Raw genomic sequence first — 19,479 nt, forward strand, 5'->3', positions numbered from 1 at the left:
GGCGCCGCTCGCCCTGGGGGTGGCGTGGGCCGGCCTGTGCGCGGGGGCGATCGGCCCCGCGGGGTTCGCCGCCCAGCGCCGGGCCGAGGCGGCGCTCGCGGGCGCCCTCGACGACCCCGGGGTGCGCGACTGGTTCGCCCAGGCTGCACCCGGCTGGCTGCACGCGGCACTCGACGACGAGGCCGAGGCCGCGCGCTCACGCGGGCGCCGCCAGCGCAGGCTCTTCGGCGCCTCGGACTGAGCCGACCGCGGCGCTCACGCGAACGGGCACCCGGCCCCCTGGGGGAGCCGAGTGCCCGCTGTTGCCCCGGCACCCCGTCGAAGGGGCGCTCAGGCGGTGTCGCTCAGGGGCGCGGCAGAGCCGGCGTGCCCACGCCGGCCATGTCCGCCGCGACCCGGACGACCTGGCAGGAGTAGCCGAACTCGTTGTCGTACCAGACGTAGACGACGGCCCGGTTGTCATCGACGATCGTCGCGAGGCCGTCGACGATCCCGGCGCGGCGCGAGCCGACGAAGTCGCTGGAGACGACCTCGGGCGAGGCGATGTAGTCCACTTGGTTGCGCAGCGGCGAATTCAGCGAGGTCTCGCGGAGGAAGCCGTTGAGCTCGTCGACGCTCGTCGCGGTCTCGAGGTTGAGGTTGAGGATCGCCATGGACACGTCGGGCACCGGCACGCGGATCGCGTTGCCCGACAGCTTGCCCTTGAGGTGGGGGAGCGCCTTGGCCACGGCCTTCGCAGCCCCGGTCTCCGTGAGGACCATGTTCATCCCGGCGGCGCGCCCGCGCCGCGAGCCCTTGTGGAAGTTGTCCGTGAGGTTCTGGTCGTTCGTGAACGCGTGGACGGTCTCCATGTGGCCGTTGGCGATGCCGAACTTCTCGTCGATGACCTTGAGCACGGGGGTGATCGCGTTCGTCGTGCACGAGGCGGCCGAGACGATCGCGTCCGAGCCGATCTCGTCGTCGTTGACGCCGTAGACGATGTTCTTGATGTCGCCCTTGCCGGGCGCGGTGAGGAGGACCTTCGCGGCGCCCTTGCTCTTGAGGTGCTGGCCCAGCCCCTCCGCGTCGCGCCACCGGCCGGTGTTGTCGATGATGAGCGCATCGTCGATCCCGTACTGCGTGTAGTCGACGCTGGCCGGGTCGTTGGAGTAGATGACCTGGATGAGCACGCCGTTGGCGAGGATCGTGTTGGCCTCTTCGTCCACGACGATCGTGCCGTCGAACTTGCCGTGGATCGAATCGCGGCGCAGCAGCGAGGCGCGCTTGATGATGTCGTCGTCGCTGCCGCGGCGGACGACGACGGCGCGCAGGCGCAGGCCGGTGCGCCCGGCGCGGTCGACGAGGATGCGGGCGAGGAGGCGGCCGATGCGCCCGAAGCCGTAGAGCACCACATCGCGCGGCTGCGCCTGCGAGCCGGCGCCGTCGGCGACCTCGGCGAGCGCGGTGCGCAGGTAGGCGTCGAGGTCGCCCCCGGCCGCGCGCCAGCCCGCGGCGAGGCGGCCGATGTCGATGCGCGCGGGGCCGGGATTGAGCGCCTCGATCGCCGCGACGATGTCGGCCGTCGCCTCGATGTCGAGGTCGTCACCGTCGAAGTGGCGGGCGTAGCGGTGGGCCTTGATGATGCCGTTGACGGACTTATTCAGCAGGCTGCGGCCGAAGACGGTCAGCAGCACGTCGTTGTTGCGGTAGAGCCGCCCGACGACGGGGAGGATGCGCTCGGCCGCATCCTGCTTCGCGGCCCATTGGCGCTTCGTTTCCTGGGTGAGGTCAGACACGGGCGATCCCTTCGCATTCGTCGCGGGAGCAGCGCTGCCCCCATATGATCCGCAGATTAGTCTACGTGCGGGCCTTGCCCGCCACGAAGCGGGACACCGTGGGCTCGCCGGGGATCCAGAATCGCCAGGGAAAGGCGGCGGGATCGGCCCCGGGGCCGGAGACCCCCACGCGCGGGCCCGTCGTGTGCGCGGGCCGGGGGCGCACCGGGGCGAAGTCCCATTCGCCGCCGAACAGGTCGGCCCCGTCGTCTGCGAGGTCCGCGCCGAAGCACTGGGCGACGTTGCCGGGGCCGCGGGCCAGGTCGCGGTGCGGGGCGGGGGTGGCCCGGCGCGCGGAGCGCCGCTCGGTCGCGAGCCCGGCGCCCTCGACCACCTCGCCGGCGCGCAGCAGCAGGCCGGTGGGGGCGCCGGGTGCGTCGCAGACCATGTTGAGCGAGTGGTGCAGCCCGTAGATGAAGTAGCAGTACAGGTGGCCGGGTGGGCCGAACATCGTGGCGTTGCGCGCCGTCTGGCCCCGGTAGGAGTGGGAGGCGGGGTCGACCCGCCCGTCGTAGGCCTCCACCTCCGTCAGGCGGATCGCGACGGTGCCCTCCTCGTCCGTGCGCCGCAGCACGCCGCCCAGGGCGTCGGGGGCTACCTCGAGCACGGGCCGGGCGAAGAAGGAGCGGTCGATGCGGTCCTGGCTCAGCGGGGGGTCCTGGCTCATCGGCCGAAGAGGCTCCGCTCGTGGGTGTCCTCGTAGCGCTTGAGCCCGAGCAGCGTCAGCGCGATGATGCCCGCCGCCGCGGCGAGCGCGCCGAAGGACTCCCCGGCGGCCGGGCCGACGGACTTCTCACCCTGCTCCGCCGGGGGCGCCGAGTTGGCCGAGAGCCGGCGGAAGACCGGGCGGTCGTTCGAGGTGCCCATCCAGGCGGCGACGAGCAGCACGATGCGGGTGAAGATGTTCATCGAGAGCATGATCGCGATGACCGGCCCGAACAGCGCGGCGGTGGGCGAGGAGGAGAACGCGTCGACGAGCACGGTGGCGATGTTGAGCAGGACGGTGAGGGCCAGCGCTCCCGCGAACGACCCGATCCGCTTGGTACGCGGCGGAATCGGCTCCGACGGGATGAGCGTGAAGATGAAGAGGAACACGAGCCAGGCCATGAGCAGCGTGATGGCGATCGTGCCGATGTTGAGCAGCGGGGCGAACCAGCCGGGCAGGTCGAGGGCCTGCGCGATCGTCGTCTGCAGGCCCGTGCCCACCGCGGTGGCCGCGATCGTCACGGCGATGCCCACGAGCAGGCCCACGAGGGTGACGACGTTGTTGCCGATGCGCGCGGCGAACGGCTCCTTGGGGACATCGTCCATGTCCGCCGCGAGCTGGAAGCGCACCGCGTCCTTGAAGTTGCCGATGAATCCCTGCGCGGTGTAGAGCGCGCCGACCACCGCGACGATGCCCACCCCGGCCCAGTTCTTCAGGTAGTTCTGCAGCATCTCGACGAGCTGGTCCTGGCCGGGGGCGAGCTGGCGGACCTCGCCGATGACGACGTCGACGAGCTCCGGGCGCACGACGCTGAGCACGAAGCCCAGCGTGGCGAAGGCGAACATGAGCGTGGGGATGAGGGCCAGGACGAGGAAGTAGGTGATCGCCGCGGCGAACTGGTTGCCCATCCGCTGGCCGAACCGGGCGATCGTGTGGCGCAGGTGGACGACCACGGGCTTGCGCAGCACGGTCGCGGCCCCGCCCGGTCGGCGCCGGGTGAGCAGGGCGGTCTTGTCGGTGGCGGCGGTCTCGCTCATGGTGGGGACTCTTCCTCGGCTGGGGGCGGTGGGGTGCGGGGGCGGGCGCGGCTCAGCTGCCCGCGGCCTGCGCGTGCGCGCCCGCGTCTTCTGCGGCGGCGGCCGCGGAGGCCTCGGCGCCCTGGGCGATGCTCGCGGCATCCGATTCGGGCCGCTCGCCCTCGTCGTACATCTGGGCGGGGGAGCCGACGATGAGCGGATCGGCCCCGGCTGCGACCTGCGGGTCCTTGCCCGTGTAGTCGAAGCGGGAGAGCACGTAGCGCATGGCCTCGAGCCGGGCGCGTTTCTTGTCATTGGACTTCACGACGGTCCAGGGCGCGGCGGGGGTGTCGGTGTAGAAGAACATCGCCTCCTTCGCCTCCGTGTAGGCGTCCCACTTGTCGAGGCTCGCGAGGTCGGTGGGGGAGAGCTTCCACTGCTTGACCGGGTCGGTCAGTCGCGAGGAGAAGCGGTGGAGCTGCTCCTCCCGGCCCACGGAGAACCAGAACTTGATGATCGAGATGCCGGCCCGGGTGAGCATCTCCTCGAACTGCGGGGCCGAGCGGGTGAAGTCGAGGTACTGCGCGGGGGTGCAGTAGCCCATGACGCGCTCGACGCCGGCCCGGTTGTACCAGGAGCGGTCGAAGAGCACGATCTCCCCAGCGGCCGGCAGGTGGGAGACGTAGCGCTGGAAGTACCACTGCGTCTGCTCGCGCTCCGTGGGCTTCTCCAGCGCCGCGATGCGCGCCCCGCGGGGGTTGAGGTGCTCGGTGAAGCGCTTGATCGCCCCGCCCTTGCCGGCGGCGTCGCGGCCCTCGAAGAGGATGACGACCTTCTGGCCGGTCTCCTTGACCCACGACTGGAACTTGAGCAGCTCGATCTGCAGCGCTCGCTTGGCGTCCTCGTACTCGTCCCGGCCGAGCTTCTTGGAGTACGGGTAGTCCTTCTTCCAGGCGTCCTTGCCCGCGGCATCGGGGCCCAGGTCGGCCGCCAGCTTGGCCAGGACCGCCTTGGCCGAATCGATGTCCGGGGAGTCCTGGGGGGCGGTGCCCGCAATCGTCTTCGCGCTCATGGCTCGATTCTATGCACAGGCGCGCCCGCCGGCCTCCCGCCGGCAGGCGCGCTCGGGTGGGCCTCAGTGCCGCCCGCGGCGGGGCGCGCCCTGCTCCGCGCCCGAGGCGGGGGCGGGCTGCGCCTGCTGGTTCGGGTTGGGCTGGGAGTAGATGTCCTCGATGACGTCCGCGTAGCGCTCGTCGATGACCTTGCGCTTGACGGACTGCTTGGCCGACAGCTCGCCGGCCTCCTCCGTGAGCTCGTTGGGCAGCACGCGGAACTCGTGGATGCCCTCGGCGCGCGAGACGGTGCGGTTGGCGTAGTCGACCTCGTGGGAGATCGCGGCGCGCACCCGCTCGTCGCCCGCCGCCTCTTCGGGGCTCATGGCGGGCAGGTCGTGGTTGTCGAGCCAGGTGGGCAGCATCTCCGGGTCGAGGAAGATGAGGGCGGAGACGAACTTGCGGTTGTCGCCGATGACGACGGCCTGGCTGATGAGCGCGTGGCGGCGCAGCACGTCCTCGAGCGGGGCGGGGGCGACGTTCTTGCCGCCGGAGGTGACGATGAGCTCCTTCTTCCGCCCGGTGATCGTGAGGAAGCCGTCCTCGTCGAGGGCGCCCATGTCGCCCGTGCGGAACCAGCCGTTCGCAAACGCCTCCGCCGTCGCCTCGGGGTTGTCGAGGTAGCCCTCGAACACGCACGCGCCGCGCGCGAGCACCTCGCCGTCGGGGGCCACGGCGATCGCGTTGCCCGGCAGCGGGACGCCCACGGTGCCGATCTTGGCCCGGCCCGGCACGTTGACGGCAACGGGCGCGGTGGTCTCCGTGAGGCCGTAGCCCTCGAGCACGTCGACCCCGATCCCGGCGAAGAAGTGGCCGAGGTGGGTGCCCAGCGGGCCGCCGCCGGAGATCGCGTGGGCTGCCTGGCCGCCCATGACCGCGCGCAGCTTCGAGTACACGAGCGCGTCGTAGAACGCGTGCTGGGCGCGCAGCGCCACCGGGATGCGACCGGCCGCCCGCGCCTGCGAGTAGCGCACGGCCACTGCCTCGGCGCGGCGGAAGATGTGCCCGCGACCGTCGCTCTGAGCCTTGGCCACGGCGGAGTTGTAGACCTTCTCGAACACGCGCGGCACGCCCAGGATGAACGTGGGGCGGAAGAGGCCCAGCGAGGAGGTGAGCTTGCCCATGTCCGCCTCGTGGGCGAGCACGGTGCCCGAGGTCAGCGCCGCGACCTCGATGTAGCGGGCGAACACGTGGGCGGTGGGCAGGAACAGCAGGCAGCGGGCGCCGGGCGCCATGATCTGGGGCAGCTGCATCATGCCGGCCTGGACGGTCTGGACGAAGTTCGCGTGGGTGAGCACACAGCCCTTGGGCCTCCCGGTTGTGCCCGAGGTGTAGATGATCGTCGCGGGGTCGGCCTGGGCGACCGCGGTGCGTGCCGCCTCGAGCTGGGCATCGGTGACGGAGCGGCCGTCGGCGATGAGCTCGTCGAACGTGGCGCCCTCCCACGTGAAGGTGCCGAGTTCAGTGCCCGCATCCGCCCCGGCGCGGCGCACCCGCTCGGCGTTGTCCGCGGTCGCGGTGAGCGCGTAGCGGACCTGGGCATTGGAGACCATCCAGGCGATCTGCTCATCGCTCGAGGTGTCGTAGAACGGCACGGAGACCGCGCCTGCGAACCACAGGGCGTAGTCGGCCAGGGTCCACTCGTAGCTCGTGGGGCCGAAGATGCCCACGCGCTGGCCGGGTCGCACACCGCGGGCGATGAGGCCCTTGGCCACCGCGCGGACCTGGCCGAGGAACTGCCCGGCGCTGACCTCGGCCTCGCGGCCGCGGCGGAGGATGCTGAGCAGATGGGCCTGCGGATCGACCTCGACGCGCTGGATGAGCGCGTCGGAGATCGTGGAGGTCTCGTCGACGGGGTAGTCGGCGGCCGTTGCCGCTTGGCTCATCGTCTCGGTCATAGGGACTCCCTCGGTGGCAGGCTCGGTTGCGGTTCGGCGGGCCGAGCCCGTCGGGGACCCGGCCAGCTTAGCGGCGCGGTCGCCGCTGACAGACGCGATTGATGTTACCTGAGACACAGGTATTCTGCGCGTACCATGGACCTCGCCGCTGCCTTCCCCGGCAGGCGGCCCCTCCGGCGCACCCAGCACTGCGGAGCGCCCGCACCCACCCGTCGAAAGGACGCCCATGGCCCCCTCCGAACAGCCCGCCCGCTCACACCGCTACACGGCGGAGCTCGCTGGCCGGATCGAGGGCAAGTGGCAGGACCGCTGGGAGCGCGAGGAGACCTTCGCCGCGCCCAATCCAGCAGGCGACCTCGCACAGACCCCGCGCGGGAAGCGGGCCACGGACATGGAGCCCGCCTACTTCATGGACATGTTCCCCTACCCTTCGGGCCGCGGGCTGCACGTGGGCCACCCGCTGGGCTACGTCGCCACCGACGTCCACGCCCGCTACAACCGGATGCTCGGCAAGAACGTCATGCACGCGCTGGGCTACGACGCGTTCGGCCTGCCCGCCGAGCAGTACGCCGTGCAGACCGGCCAGCACCCGCGGGTGACGACCGAGGAGAACATCGCGAACATGCGCTCGCAGCTGCGCCGGCTGGGGCTGGGCCACGACGCGCGGCGCACCTTCGCCACGACGGACCCCGAGTTCGTCAAGTGGACGCAGTGGATCTTCGTGCAGATCTTCGACTCCTGGTACGACCCCCAGGCCGCCGACGGCCGCGGCGCCGCGCGCCCCATCACCGAGCTCATCGCGCAGTTCGAGGCGGGCCGCGACACAGGCCGCGGAGCCTGGGCCGAGCTCGACGCCGCCGCGCGCGAGGACGTCCTGCAGGACTACCGGCTGGCCTACGTCTCCGAGTCCCCGGTCAACTGGTGCCCGGGCCTGGGCACCGTCCTCGCCAACGAGGAGGTCACCGCGGAGGGCCGCTCCGAGCGCGGCAACTTCCCCGTCTTCACCCGCCGCCTGCGGCAGTGGAACATGCGCATCACCGCCTACGCCGACCGCCTCGTTGACGACCTCGACGCCGTCGACTGGCCCGAATCGGTCAAGCAGATGCAGCGCAACTGGATCGGCCGCTCGACCGGCGCCCTCCTGCGCTTCTCACCCGCCGCCGGTGCGGCGTCGGACGCCGGGCCGGACGACATCGAGGTCTACACGACCCGCGCGGACACGCTGTTCGGCGGGACGTTCCTCGTCCTCTCCCCGGAGCACCCGCTCGTCGAGGCATACACCGCGCAGCGGTGGCCCGCCGGCACCCCGGAACCCTGGACCGGCGGTGCGGACACTCCCGCTGCGGCGATCGCGGCCTACCGCCGTGCCGCCGCCGCGAAGACCCCGCTCGAGCGCCAGGAGGGCAAGGACAAGACCGGCGTGTTCACCGGCACGTCCGTGGTCAACCCGGCCACGGGCGAGGCGATGCCCGTGTTCGTGGCCGACTACGTGCTCATGGGCTACGGGACCGGCGCGGTCATGGGCGTGCCGGCCGAGGACCCGCGCGACTGGGACTTCGCCCAGGCCTACGGGCTGCCCTACGTGCGCACCGTGCAGCCGGCCGAGGACCACCCCGAGGATCGGCCGTATACGGGCGAGGGCGAGAAGATCAACTCCGCGAACGCGGAGATCGACCTCAACGGCCGCCCGATCGCCGAGGCCAAGGCCGCGATCGTCGAGTGGCTGGGCGAGCGCGCGGAGGCGACCACCCAGTACCGGTTGCGCGACTGGCTGTTCTCCCGCCAGCGCTACTGGGGCGAGCCGTTCCCCATCGTCTACGACGAGGCGGGCGTGCCCCACGCGCTGCCCGCCGACCAGCTGCCCGTGGACCTGCCCGAGGTGCCCGACTTCTCGCCGCGCACCTTCGCCGCCGACGACGTCGACTCCGAGCCCGAACCGCCCCTGGGCCGCAATGCGGACTGGGTGAGCGTGGAGCTGGACCTGGGCGATGGGCCCCGCCGCTACCGCCGCGAGACGAACACCATGCCCAACTGGGCCGGCTCCTCGTGGTACCAGCTGCGCTACGCGGACCCGCACAACGACGCCGCTTCCGTCGGCCCGGAGAACGAGGCGTACTGGCTGGGCCCGCGCGGCGCCGGCGATTCGGGCGGCGCTGACCTCTACGTGGGCGGAGTCGAGCACGCCGTGCTCCACCTCCTCTACGCCCGCTTCTGGCACAAGGTGCTCTTCGACCTGGGCCACATCAGCTCGTGGGAGCCCTTCCGCAAGCTCATCAACCAGGGCTACATCCAGGCCTACGCGTTCACCGACGCCCGCGGCGTCTACGTGCCCGCCGACGAGGTCGAGGAGCACACGGACGAGGCAGGAAACACGACCTACACGCACGGCGGCCAGCCCGTTGCCCGCGAGTACGGCAAGATGGGCAAGTCGCTGAAGAACATGGTGACCCCGGAGGACATGTACGCCGCGTTCGGCGCGGACACCTTCCGGGTCTACGAGATGTCGATGGGGCCCCTCGTCGACTCGCGCCCCTGGGAGACCCGCGCCGTCGTGGGCGCCCAGCGCTTCCTCCAGCGCGTGTGGCGCCTGGCCGTGGACGAGGAGACCGGCGAGACCGCCGTGTCCGACGAGCCCGCGGACGGCGAGACCCGCCGCGTGCTCCACCAGACGATCGCCGGCGTGCGCGAGGACATGGACCACTTCCGCTACAACACGGTCGTGGCCAAGCTCATCGTCCTCGTCAACCACCTGACGAAGGCCGGCAGCGCGCCGCGCGAGGCCATGGAGCCGCTGGCGATCATGCTCGCGCCCCTCGCCCCGCACCTCGCAGAGGAGATCTGGGAGCGCATGGGACACGACCACACGATCACGTACGCCCCGTACCCCGTCGCCGACGAGTCCCAGCTGCGCGCGGAGGCCGTCACGTGCGTCGTGCAGGTCAGGGGCAAGGTGCGCGACCGCCTCGAGGTGGACCCGGAGATCGATCCGGGCGAGCTCGAGGCGCTCGCCATCGCCTCCGACGGCGCGCAGAAGTTCCTCCAGGGCGCCGCGCCGCTCAAGGTCATCGTCCGCGCGCCCAAGCTCGTCAACATCGTCCCGGCGCAGTGACAGTCCCGGCGCAGTAGGCGGGGCCGGCCTCCGCCCGGGCGCCGTTACGCGCGCGAAACGGCGCCCGCATAGGGTTGGGACATGGCAACGATCTCCGATCCCATCCGCCGGGCGCTCCACACGAGCCCCCGGATCGAGCCCGCCGCGGAGGTCGCGCGCCGGGTCCAGTTCCTCGTCGACTACTGCCTGACGAGCGCCGCGCACGGCTTCGTGCTCGGCATCTCCGGTGGGCAGGACTCCTCGCTGGCCGGCCGGCTGTGCCAGCTCGCCGCCGAGGAGCTGCGCCGCCGCGGCGCGGACGCGCGCTTCACCGCCGTGCGCCTGCCCTACCGCGTGCAGGCCGATGAGGCGGACGCGCAGCTCGCGCTCGGCTTCATCGGGGCCGACGAGGTGCTCGACGTCGACATCGCCGCGGGCGCCGACGGCGTCGCGGCGGCCTACGAGGCCGCGGCTGGCGAGCCGCTCAGCGACTTCGTCAAGGGCAACGTCAAGGCGCGCGTGCGGATGACGGCGCAGTACGCGATCGCGGGCCAGCGCGGCCAGCTCGTCGTCGGCACCGACCACGCCGCCGAGGCCGTCACCGGGTTCTTCACGAAGTACGGCGACGGCGGGGCCGACGTCGTCCCGCTCACCGGCCTGAGCAAGCGCCAGGGCGCGGCACTCCTGTCCCACCTCGGCGCCCCCGCCCGGCTGTGGGAGAAGGCGCCGACCGCCGACCTGCTCGACGAGGCACCCGGCCAGACCGACGAGTCCTCGCTCGGGCTGACCTACGCCCAGATCGACGACTACCTCGAGGGCCGCGAGGTCGCCGAGGACACGGCGCGCCGCATCGAGGAGCGCTACCGGGCCACCGAGCACAAGCGCCGGGTGCCCGTGGGCCCCGACGACGAGTGGTGGATCCGCTGCTGAGCCGGGCCTGATCGACCCGGCGGCGCGCAGGCCGCGGTGCTCAGCGCAGCGCGCCGGACTCCAGGGCCGCGCGCTGGAAGTCCGCGCGGGCGGCGACGAGCCGGCCAGCGGCCTCCTCGCCGGCCGCCTGGGCCTGGCCGAACTCGCGCCAGCCGCCGCGCCGGGCATCGCCCGAGCGCATCGCGCGCGCCCCGGCCTGCGCCTCGTCCGTCTCCGCGCGCACCCACGAGCTCAGCCGCTCCGCGCTGCGGTAGAGGTCCATGAAGGCCCGGTGGCAGGCGCGGTCGTCGAAGCTCTCGCGCTCGAACTCGCGCAGGAACGCGGCGAGGGCCTGGAGGTCGGCCGCCCGCAGCGAGCCGGGGCCGCCGGCCACGCGCAGATCGGCGACGAGCCCCTCACCCTGCGGCAGCAGCTCGCCGATGCGCGCCGCGCGCCGGGCATCGGCGCCGCCGTCGTCGGCCTCGACCGCGGTGAGGGCGACCGGCTCCACGTGGCCCCACGCGGCCGCGAGCTCCTCGTTCAGCCGGTCGATGCGCGCCTGCGCACGGGCCCACTGGCGGGCGAGCAGCACCGCGCACACGGCCGCGGCCAGCGAGCCGAGGAGGCCGATGAGCCACGCCGCTGGGTGCAGCGGCGGGATGAGGAAGAGGATGATCGAGGCGGCGATGACGACGACGAGCACCGAGGCCGCGATCGAGTTGACGAGGAAGTCTGCAAAACGCTTCACGCCCACAAGCCTAGTCAATCGCCGCACGGTCCCGAACATCTATGCTGGTCGTGCCGGCCAGTTCGCACCGTGCGGCCGGCCGTCGACTCGTAGGGAGTGAGCGGAACGCCATGACAGTCATCTCCGTCATCGGGTGCGGCTACCTCGGGGCCGTCCACGCCGCGGCCATGGCGTCGATCGGCCACGACGTCATCGGGGTCGATGTCGACGCCGAGCGCATCGCCGCGCTCGCGCAGTACCGCCCGCCGTTCTTCGAGCCGGGCCTGCCGGAGCTGCTGAGCGCCGGCCAGGAGTCCGGTCGGCTGGCCTTCACCACGGACATCGGCGCCGCGCGCGCGGCGGCCGTCCACTTCGTGTGCGTGGGCACCCCGCAGGCGCGGAACGGGCTGGGGGCGGACATGGCGTTCGTCGATGCCGCGGTCGACTCGCTGCTCCCGCAGCTCGACACCGGCGATCTCGTGGTGGGCAAGTCCACCGTGCCCGTGGGCACGGCCGAACGGCTGGCGCCGGCCATCCGCGAGCGCGGGGCCGAACTCGCCTGGAACCCGGAGTTCCTGCGCGAGGGCCACGCGGTCGAGGACACCCTGCGGCCCTCGCGGTTCGTCTACGGCGTTCCCGCGGGCAAGGCGGGCCAGCGCGCGGCCGCCAAGCTCGACGAGGTCTACGCGGACGGCCTGGAGGCGGGCATCTCCCGGCTGACCGCCGACTACGCGACGGCCGAGCTCGTCAAGACCGCCGCGAACTCCTTCCTGGCCACGAAGATCTCCTTCATCAACGCGATGGCCGAGCTGTGCGAGGCCTCCGGTGCCGATGTCACGGTCCTCGCCGAGGCACTCGGGATGGACGAGCGGATCGGCCGCGCCTTCCTCAACGCCGGCCTGGGCTTCGGGGGCGGCTGCCTGCCCAAGGACATCCGCGCGTTCATGGCCCGTGCCGACGAGCTCGGCGCGGACCAGGCCGTGGGCTTCCTCCGCGAGGTCGACGCGATCAACCTGCGCCGGCGCGAGCGCACGGTCGACCTCGCCCGCCAGGAGCTCGACGGCAGCGTCGCCGGGCGCCGGATCGCGGTGCTCGGAGCCTCGTTCAAGCCCAACTCGGACGATGTGCGCGACTCCCCGGCGCTCGATGTCGCCCGGATGCTCGCGCGCGAGGGCGCCCAGGTCCGCGTCGCCGATCCGCAGGCGCTCGACAACGCCCGGCGCGTGGCCCCCGAGCTGGACTACGCGACGACCGCGGCCGAGGCGCTCACCGGAGCCGACCTCGTCCTGCTGCTCACCGAGTGGGCCGAGTACCGCGACCTCGATCCACAGGACGCCGGCGCCGCCGTCGCGCGGCGGGTCGTGGTGGACGGGCGCAACGCCCTCGACCCGCACCGCTGGCGCTCGGCCGGCTGGACCTATCGCGCGCTGGGGCGGCCATGAGGATCGGCCTCGTCACCGACTCCACCGCGCGGCTGGGCCCGGCGGAGGCGCAGCGGCTGCGCGACGAGCTCGCCGGGCACTTCGACATTGTCGAGCTCACGGTCTCCGTCGACGGTGCGGAGCGCCCCGATTCGCAGTGGTCGCCCGCCGATGTCTGCACCGCGATGGCGGCGGGGCTGCCCGTGACGACGTCGATGCCCGCTGCAGGCGACTTCGCGGACGCCTACCGGCGCCTCATCGCCGACGGCGCGGAGGCCCTCATCGTCCTCACGCTGTCCGCGGAGCTCTCCGGCACCTGGCAGGCGGCGCGCGCCGCGGCGGACGAGGTCATGGCCGAGGGCGATGCGACGATCGCGGTCATCGACGCGCGCACGATCTCCGCGGGCCTCGCCGGGGCCGTCGCGATCGCCGCGGCCGGCGCGCAGCTCGAGCCGGACCAGCTCGCGGCCGAGGTCGCCGACTGGTGCTCCGAGGAGACCCGCGCGTTCTTCGTCCCGGCCAGCCTCGAGTACCTGCGCCGCGGCGGGCGGATCGGCGCCGCCTCCTCGCTCATCGGCAGGGCGCTGTCGATCGTGCCCGTCCTCGGCCTGCGGGACGGGGCGGTGGTCCCGCTGGCCCGGGTGCGCACCCGGGCCCGGGCCGAGGAGCGGATGGCCGCGCTGCTGCTGGCCAGCGCGCAGGAGTTCGCCGACCGCTACCCCGGCCGCGGGATCGAGATCGTGCTCCTGCACGCCGAGGAGACCGCGGCCGCCGCCGGTGCCCCGTTCGCCCGCCTGCACGAGCAGGTCCGCGCGCTCCCGCTGCCGGAGGGCACCCGCGTGAGCAGCGCGGCGATCTCCACCGTCGTCACGGCCCACGTGGGGCCGGGCACGGTGGGCGCGTTCGTCCAGACCGCCCCCTAGCCGCGCGGGGTCACAGCCCCCACCGCGCGTGCGCGCGCGGCCTGGGGGCCGCCGCTCGGCCGTCCCCAGGCCCGGCGCCCCGCCCCGGCCGGTACCCCGGTTGTCTAGCGTGCGCTCCATGGCGCCCTCACCCGATGACCGCTTCGCAGGCCTCCTCGACCGCAGCGCCGCCCGCGGCTGGAGCCCCGCCGACGACGATGACGTCGACGACCTCGACGACCTCCTGCCGCGCACGCGGCCCGTGCCGCGGCGCACGATCATCGTGGTGGTCAGCGTGCTGGCGGTGGCGGCGGCCCTCGCGTTCTTCCTGCTCACCCGGCCGCGGGCCCCGGCCGCCGAGGACACGGCGGCGCCGCTGGTCAGCGATGCCGCCGGCGGGCAGGCGGGCGGATCCGGCGAGCTGAGCGGGGCGGGGAACGCAGGGACCGCCGCCGCAGAGGCGTCCGTGCACGTCGTGGGCGCGGTGCGCCGGCCCGGTGTCGTCCGGCTGCCCACCGGCTCCCGCGTGGCCGACGCGATCACGGCAGCGGGCGGCGCGCAGCCGGCCGCCGACGAGGCCCGCGTCAACCTCGCCCGCAGGGTCGTCGACGGGGAGCAGATCGTGGTGCCGAAGAAGGGGGAGGCGCTTGCCCAGTCCGCCCCCGCGGCCACGGCTCCCGGGGGCTCCGGTGAGGGCACAGGCGGGAACTCCGGCGGGGGCTCAGGCGGGTCCGGGGGAGGCTCCGCGGGCGCACCGGTGAACATCAACACCGCCGACGAAACCGGGCTCGACGCGCTGCCGGGCGTCGGCCCGGCGACCGCACAGGCGATCATCGGGTACAGGGAGGAGCACGGGGCGTTCGCCTCGGTCGACGCGCTCACGGACGTGCCGGGCATCGGCGATGCCACGCTCGAGAAGCTGCGCCCCCTCGTCACGGTCTGACCCGCCTCGGCGCCGGGGCCGGCGCCGAGGCGGTGGGCGGCGCGATGGCAGCGGGCCAGGCCACGGGCGGCCGGATCGCGGCAGGCCAGACCACAGCCGGACCGGTGGGCCACGGGGTGGGCGCGGCGGGCGGGTCGGCGTTCGAGGTGCGGCGCTGGGCGCGGCCCGGCGGGTGCTCCTCGAGCGCGCCGCGACCGTGCGCCTGGCCGCGGCCACAGCGGCGGCATGGGCGGCCGCCCTTGCACCGGTGCCTGCCGGGTGGGTCATCGCCGGCGCCGGAGCCGCCGCCCTCGCGGCGCTTGCGGTGCTGCTGCGGGCCCGCTCGGCGCCCGGCCGTCCCGCGGTTCCCACCGGTCGAACCGCGGGCCCGGCGGATCGTGCCGGCGGCCAACCTGGGCGAGCCGGCGGCCAACCTGTGCGAGCCGGTGACCAGCCGGCACGAGCGGCCGGCCCGGCGGGACTGACCCGCGGCGCGGGACGAGCCCATGGCCCGGTGGGACGAACCGGACGCCTGCCGGGGCGAGACTCGGCAGGCAGGGTGGCTGCCGCCGCGCTCCTGTTCGCGGCACTGGCCGCCGGAGGGGTGGGCGTCGTCACCGCGCGCGGGCAGGCGGCGGCGGGGGACTTCGACGGCGAGCTGCTCATCGTCTCCGATCCGCACACCGGCCCCAGCGGCCTCGTACGCGCGCAGGCGAGGGGCGGGGCCGGGACTGTGAGCCTGCTCAGCCGCACCGCGCTGCCGCCCGCCGGCAGCCGCGTCCGGGTGCGCGCGCAGCTGCGGCGCAGCGGCCCGGAGCTCGTTGCGTTCCTCAGCGGCGCTCCGGAGGTCCGCGTGCCCCCGGGGCCGGCGTGGCGGCTGCGGGCCGGGCTGCGCGCCTACCTGCGCCAGGCCGCTGGCACCGCGACGGAGGGCGCCGCCCTGCTGCCGGGCCTCGTCGTGGGCGATACGAGCGGCGTCGGCGAGGGCCTCGATGCGGACATGAAGACCGTCTCCCTGGCCCACATCACCGCCGTCTCCGGTGCCAATATCTCGCTTGTGAGCCTGGGCGCCCTGGCGCTCGTGCGGCTCGCCACCCCCAGGCGCGGGCCCGGGATCTGCGCGGCGCTGGCGGCCACCGGCGCCTATGTCTTCCTCGTGGGCCCCGATGCCTCCGTGCTGCGCGCTGCAGCGATGGGCACGGTGGGCGCGCTCGTGCTGGCCCGCGGCGTGGGCCGCTCCGGGGTGGCCGTGCTGTGCGCAGCGCTCGCCGCCCTGCTCGTCGCGCGCCCCGAGCTGGCGGCCTCGGCCGGCTTCGCGATGTCCGCCGCGGCAACGGCCGCTCTCCTCGTCCTCGGCGAGCCGCTCGTGCGCCTGCTGGCGCGGCTGCGCGTGCCCCGGCTGGCCGCGGCCGCGCTCGCGGTGCCGGTGTGCGCGCAGGCGGGCGTCCTGCCGCTCCTCGCGGCCATGGGCTCGGCGCCGAGTGCGTGGGCGGTCGTCCTCAACGTCCTGGCGGGCCCCGCGGTGGCGCCGGCGACCGTGCTCGGCCTGGCCGGGCTGTGCTGCGGCCTGGGCTCCGGGCTCGTGCTGGGGCTCACGGTGCCCGGCCACGGTGCGCTCGCACAGGTCTTCGTCCGGCCCGCCGCACTCGGCGCGGACTGGATCGCGGGGCTTGCGCACGCCGGGGCCGGCCTGCCGGGCGCCGCCCTGCCCTGGCCGCCCGGTGGGCTCGGCATCGCGCTCGCCGCGGCCGTCTCTCTGGCCACGGCCGTCATCGTCCTGGGCCGCGGTCGCTGGCGGCTGTGGGCCGCCGCGGGTGCGCTCCTGGCACTGGGCTGCGGCCTGGCGCTGCCGCGGCTGGGGGCGGGCGCGGCTCCGCCCGCCGACTGGCGGGTGCTGGCCTGCGATGTGGGCCAGGGCAGCGCGACGCTCGTGCGCCTCGACGCCTCACGCGTTCTGCTCGTCGACGCCGGCAAGGATCCCGCGGCGCTCGACCGCTGCCTCAGCGGGGTGCGGGCGCACCGGGTCTACGCGGTCATCTCCCACTTCGATGCCGACCACTGGGCGGGGATCTCCGGGGCGGTGCGCGGTGGGCGCACCGTTGAGCGGGTGTGGATCGGACCGCGCGCGGCCGCCGATCCGAAGGCTGCCCGCCTGCCGGGCCTCGTGGGCCGGGCGGGTGAGCCCATCGGCGCCGGCGCGCGCATGGCGGTGGGCGCCGTGGCATGGCGCGCACTGTGGCCGGAGGCCCGGCCGGCGTCCGCACCGGGCGCCGGTGCTTCAGGGGCGGCGCAGGGCGCGGCCGGGGGCGGGGAGCGGCCGGCTGCCGACAGCGCGGCGCGCAACGACGAGGCGCTCGTCATCCGCGTCGACGCCGGGCGGCTCAGCCTCCTGCTGCCCGCGGACATCGGCGCGCAGGAGCAGCGCAGGCTCGCCCGCGGCCTCGAGCCCGTCGACGTGCTCGTGGCCCCGCACCACGGCTCGGCCGACCTCAGCGCGGACTTCTTCCGCGCGGCTGGGGCACGCGCGGGAATCGTCTCCGTGGGCCAGAACTCCTATGGCCACCCCACGCTGCAGGCGCTGCGCGCCTTCGGGCCGGTGGCCGTGCTGCGCACCGATGAGTGCGGCAGCGTGTGGATCACGGACGCCGGCCGGCTGGACGGCCAGCGGGGCTGCGCCGCGCAGATCGACCCGTAGCGGCACCCCGCCGGCTGTGTCCGGGGCCCGGGGTAGTGTGTGGCCGTGGCTGCGAAGAAGACCTCCCTGACGAGCTGGCGCAAGGCGGCGCCGGCACCCGTCGTGCTCATCCAGGGCTCCGAGGCCGTGCTCGTGCGCCGGGCGCAGGACCGGATCATCGCCGCCGCCCGCCGGCGCGCGGACCCGGAGACGACGTTCCTCGATGCCGCGGCCTATGCGGCGGGCGAGCTCGACATGGCCTGCGCCCCCTCGCTGTTCTCCGCCCAGAAGCTCGTCGTCGTCGACTCGCTGGCCGGCATGTCCGATGACTTCCTCGCCGATGCGCTGGCCTATGTCGCGGATCCGAACCCCGATGCCATGCTCATCCTCAAGCACGGCGGTGGCAACCGCGGCCAGCGGCTGCTCAAGGCCATCGAGGCGGGCGGCCACCCCCGCATCGACGCGAAGCCGTTGACTTCGGATGCGGACAAGCAGGCCTATGCGCAGCAGGAGTTCGACGAGGCCCAGCGCCGCATCGAGCCGGAGGCGCTCGCGGCCCTGCTCGCGGCGCTCGGCCAGGACCTCTCCGAGCTCGCGGCCGGCGTCGAACAGCTCCTCGCGGACACCCAGGGACCGATCACCACCGCGGTCGTCGACCGCTACTACGGCGGCCGGGTGGAGGCCACCGGGTTCAAGGTCGCGGATGCCGCGGTCGCCGGCCGCGGGGCCGAGGCGCTTGGCCTGCTGCGCCACGCCCTGGCCACGGGCACGGACCCCGTTCCCATCGTCGCGGCGGTGGCGCTCAAGCTGCGCCAGCTCGCGAAGGTCCAGGGCGTCAGCGGCAGCGCCGGCCAGGCAGCCGCGGAGCTGAAGATGGCGCCGTGGCAGGTCGACCGCGCCCGCCGCGAGGCCCGCCAGTGGAACGAGGTGGCGCTGGGGGAGGCGCTCATGCACGCGGCGGCCGCCGACGAGGCGGTCAAGGGCGGCGGGCGCGATCCCGTCTACGCCGTCGAACGGCTCGTGGCCGGTGTCGCCCGGCGCGCGCGAGTGCGCTGAGAAGCCGGGCAAGCACGGTGCCGAGGTCACGGCACGGGGGCGCGCCCTCCTGCCGGCCCGTGCCCCGACGCTGGCCTCGCTTCCGCACACAGGGACGCTGCTTGCGCCCACACGGGCGTTCTCGCTCCCACTCCCGCCCGGCCCCGCCCAGACGCAGCGAAGGGACGGACCGGCGGGTCCGTCCCTTCGTGCGCGCGGCCTGGGCCGCGGAGGTCACGCGCTCACTGCCGTGAGCGTGCGGCTCAGAGGCCGTTGACCTGCTTCGCGAGCTTCGACTTGCGGTTCGCCGCGTTGTTCTTGTGCAGCACGCCCTTCGAGACGGCCTTGTCCAGCTTGCGCGAGGCAACCTGCAGCTTCGCCTGTGCCTCGGCGGCGTTGCCGGCCTGCACCTGTTCGCGCACCGCGCGCACGGCCGAGCGGACCTCGGAGCGCACGGACTTGTTGCGCAGGCGGGCCTTCTCATTCGTGGCGATCCGCTTGATCTGGGACTTGATGTTAGCCAACTTCAAACACTCTTATCTGTCGTCGTCATGATGGTCGTGAGGGCTTCCCGCACCCACCTGCCGGCGCCGCGGGGAAACACGGCGGGCCTGAAATCCGGGAGTATGCCCGCCCGACCTCGGCGAGACACGCGCCGCGGCGAACATACAAGCCTCAAGGATACACGCTTCTCAGCTCGTCCGCACGTTGGAGACGACCTGGGAGAAGAGGCCCATCGGCAGGATCGCGCCCTCGCGGCGCACTGCGCCGGCGGCGATCCGGATGACGCGGTCGAGGCGGATCTCCGAGGCCCGGCCCTGGGCATCCCAGTCCCCTGTGCCCACGTTCATCCACAGCGCGGAGTCGGCCTCGCGCATCTCGCCGATGCCACCGGGGATGTGGTCGCGGCTCGTGAGCATGAGCCCCAGGAGCCACGCCGAGTCGCGCCCGATGATGAGCACCGGCCGGTCCTTGCCGCGGGAGAAGTCCTCCTCGTAGGGCACCCACGCCCATACGACCTCGCCGGGGTCGGCATCGCCGTCCAGATCGGGGGTGTAGACGGGGCGGATGGACCCCGAGAAATCGCCCGGATAGCCGCCGGAGGGCCGGCGCGGCGCGCCCTGCTTGGGCCCGCTGCGCGTCCCCGGCCGCGCGGGCTGATAGTCGCCGCCCGCGCGCACCTGCGCCCCGGTCGCGCGGTCGCCCCGCGCGCGGGTCCCGGCACCCGGGCGCCGGGCGGTGCCGCCGCGTGCAT

Annotated in this window: 16 protein-coding genes; 8 read left to right on the forward strand and 8 right to left on the reverse strand. The window is 73.9% G+C overall.

Features of this window, described 5'->3' with window-relative positions; genetic code table 11:
• Positions 1-241, forward strand: a 241-nt coding sequence (locus GSY69_RS11155; RefSeq protein WP_160953925.1) for a hypothetical protein, incomplete at its 5' end; no start/stop codon positions are given.
• A gap of 103 nt (positions 242-344) precedes the next feature.
• Here GSY69_RS11155 and GSY69_RS11160 read toward each other — a convergent pair.
• From GSY69_RS11160 to GSY69_RS11180, 5 genes are all read right to left on the reverse strand, one after another.
• Entirely contained in the window at positions 345-1,775 is a 1,431-nt protein-coding gene (locus GSY69_RS11160; protein WP_160953926.1) for a glyceraldehyde-3-phosphate dehydrogenase, read from the reverse strand.
• Positions 1,776-1,836: 61 nt separating this feature from the next.
• Positions 1,837-2,481, reverse strand: coding sequence for a DNA-3-methyladenine glycosylase (locus tag GSY69_RS11165; protein WP_160953927.1), 645 nt, complete (start codon positions 2,479-2,481; stop codon positions 1,837-1,839).
• Positions 2,478-3,557 carry a YhjD/YihY/BrkB family envelope integrity protein gene (locus GSY69_RS11170; protein ID WP_160953928.1) on the reverse strand — a complete coding sequence of 360 codons (1,080 nt, stop codon included), beginning with the start codon at positions 3,555-3,557 and terminating at the stop codon, positions 2,478-2,480. Before GSY69_RS11170 ends, GSY69_RS11165 begins: the two co-directional genes overlap by 4 nt.
• Before the next feature lie 52 nt (positions 3,558-3,609).
• Positions 3,610-4,608 (reverse strand): polyphosphate kinase 2, encoded by a 999-nt coding sequence (gene ppk2 / locus GSY69_RS11175; RefSeq protein WP_160953929.1) that lies wholly within the window; start codon positions 4,606-4,608, stop codon positions 3,610-3,612.
• Between the two features lie 63 nt (positions 4,609-4,671).
• Complete coding sequence (locus GSY69_RS11180) at positions 4,672-6,546, reverse strand: AMP-dependent synthetase/ligase (protein ID WP_160953930.1); 1,875 nt, start codon at positions 6,544-6,546, stop codon at positions 4,672-4,674.
• Positions 6,547-6,772: 226 nt separating this feature from the next.
• On the opposite strand from GSY69_RS11180, the gene leuS reads away from it, so the two are divergent.
• Both leuS and nadE read left to right on the forward strand, forming a co-directional pair.
• Complete coding sequence (gene leuS, locus GSY69_RS11185; RefSeq protein WP_160953931.1) at positions 6,773-9,655, forward strand: leucine--tRNA ligase; 2,883 nt, start codon at positions 6,773-6,775, stop codon at positions 9,653-9,655.
• An 81-nt stretch (positions 9,656-9,736) separates the two neighbouring features.
• On the forward strand, positions 9,737-10,564 hold the full coding sequence (nadE, locus tag GSY69_RS11190; protein WP_160953932.1) for an ammonia-dependent NAD(+) synthetase: 828 nt from the start codon (positions 9,737-9,739) through the stop codon (positions 10,562-10,564).
• Positions 10,565-10,604: 40 nt separating this feature from the next.
• On the opposite strand, the gene GSY69_RS11195 is transcribed toward nadE, so the two are convergent.
• A complete protein-coding gene (locus tag GSY69_RS11195; protein WP_160953933.1) occupies positions 10,605-11,291 on the reverse strand; it encodes a hypothetical protein in 687 nt (228 codons plus the stop codon).
• A 110-nt stretch (positions 11,292-11,401) separates the two neighbouring features.
• Here GSY69_RS11195 and GSY69_RS11200 point away from each other — a divergent pair, with 110 nt between their 5' ends.
• From GSY69_RS11200 to holA, 5 genes are all read left to right on the forward strand, one after another.
• Entirely contained in the window at positions 11,402-12,712 is a 1,311-nt protein-coding gene (locus GSY69_RS11200) for a UDP-glucose dehydrogenase family protein (RefSeq protein ID WP_160953934.1), read from the forward strand.
• Complete coding sequence (locus GSY69_RS11205) at positions 12,709-13,614, forward strand: DegV family protein (RefSeq protein ID WP_160953935.1); 906 nt, start codon at positions 12,709-12,711, stop codon at positions 13,612-13,614. The genes GSY69_RS11200 and GSY69_RS11205 overlap by 4 nt, the downstream gene beginning before the upstream one ends.
• Positions 13,615-13,732: 118 nt before the next feature.
• Entirely contained in the window at positions 13,733-14,536 is an 804-nt protein-coding gene (locus tag GSY69_RS11210) for a helix-hairpin-helix domain-containing protein (RefSeq protein ID WP_160953936.1), read from the forward strand.
• 538 nt (positions 14,537-15,074) lie between these two features.
• Positions 15,075-17,210 carry a ComEC/Rec2 family competence protein gene (locus GSY69_RS14980; RefSeq protein ID WP_160953937.1) on the forward strand — a complete coding sequence of 712 codons (2,136 nt, stop codon included), beginning with the start codon at positions 15,075-15,077 and terminating at the stop codon, positions 17,208-17,210.
• Positions 17,211-17,255: 45 nt separating this feature from the next.
• A complete protein-coding gene (gene holA, locus GSY69_RS11220; RefSeq protein WP_160953938.1) occupies positions 17,256-18,245 on the forward strand; it encodes a DNA polymerase III subunit delta in 990 nt (329 codons plus the stop codon).
• A gap of 242 nt (positions 18,246-18,487) precedes the next feature.
• On the opposite strand, the gene rpsT is transcribed toward holA, so the two are convergent.
• Together rpsT and GSY69_RS11230 are read right to left on the reverse strand one after the other, a co-directional pair.
• Positions 18,488-18,748: a 30S ribosomal protein S20 gene (rpsT, locus tag GSY69_RS11225; RefSeq protein WP_160953939.1), complete on the reverse strand. Its 261-nt coding sequence runs from the start codon at positions 18,746-18,748 to the stop codon at positions 18,488-18,490.
• 168 nt (positions 18,749-18,916) lie between these two features.
• The coding region (locus GSY69_RS11230) for a type II toxin-antitoxin system PemK/MazF family toxin (protein ID WP_202411055.1) at positions 18,917-19,479 on the reverse strand (563 nt) is incomplete at its 5' end.

It is taken from the genome of Brevibacterium rongguiense (assembly GCF_009857845.1).
Lineage (GTDB): Bacteria > Actinomycetota > Actinomycetes > Actinomycetales > Brevibacteriaceae > Brevibacterium > Brevibacterium rongguiense.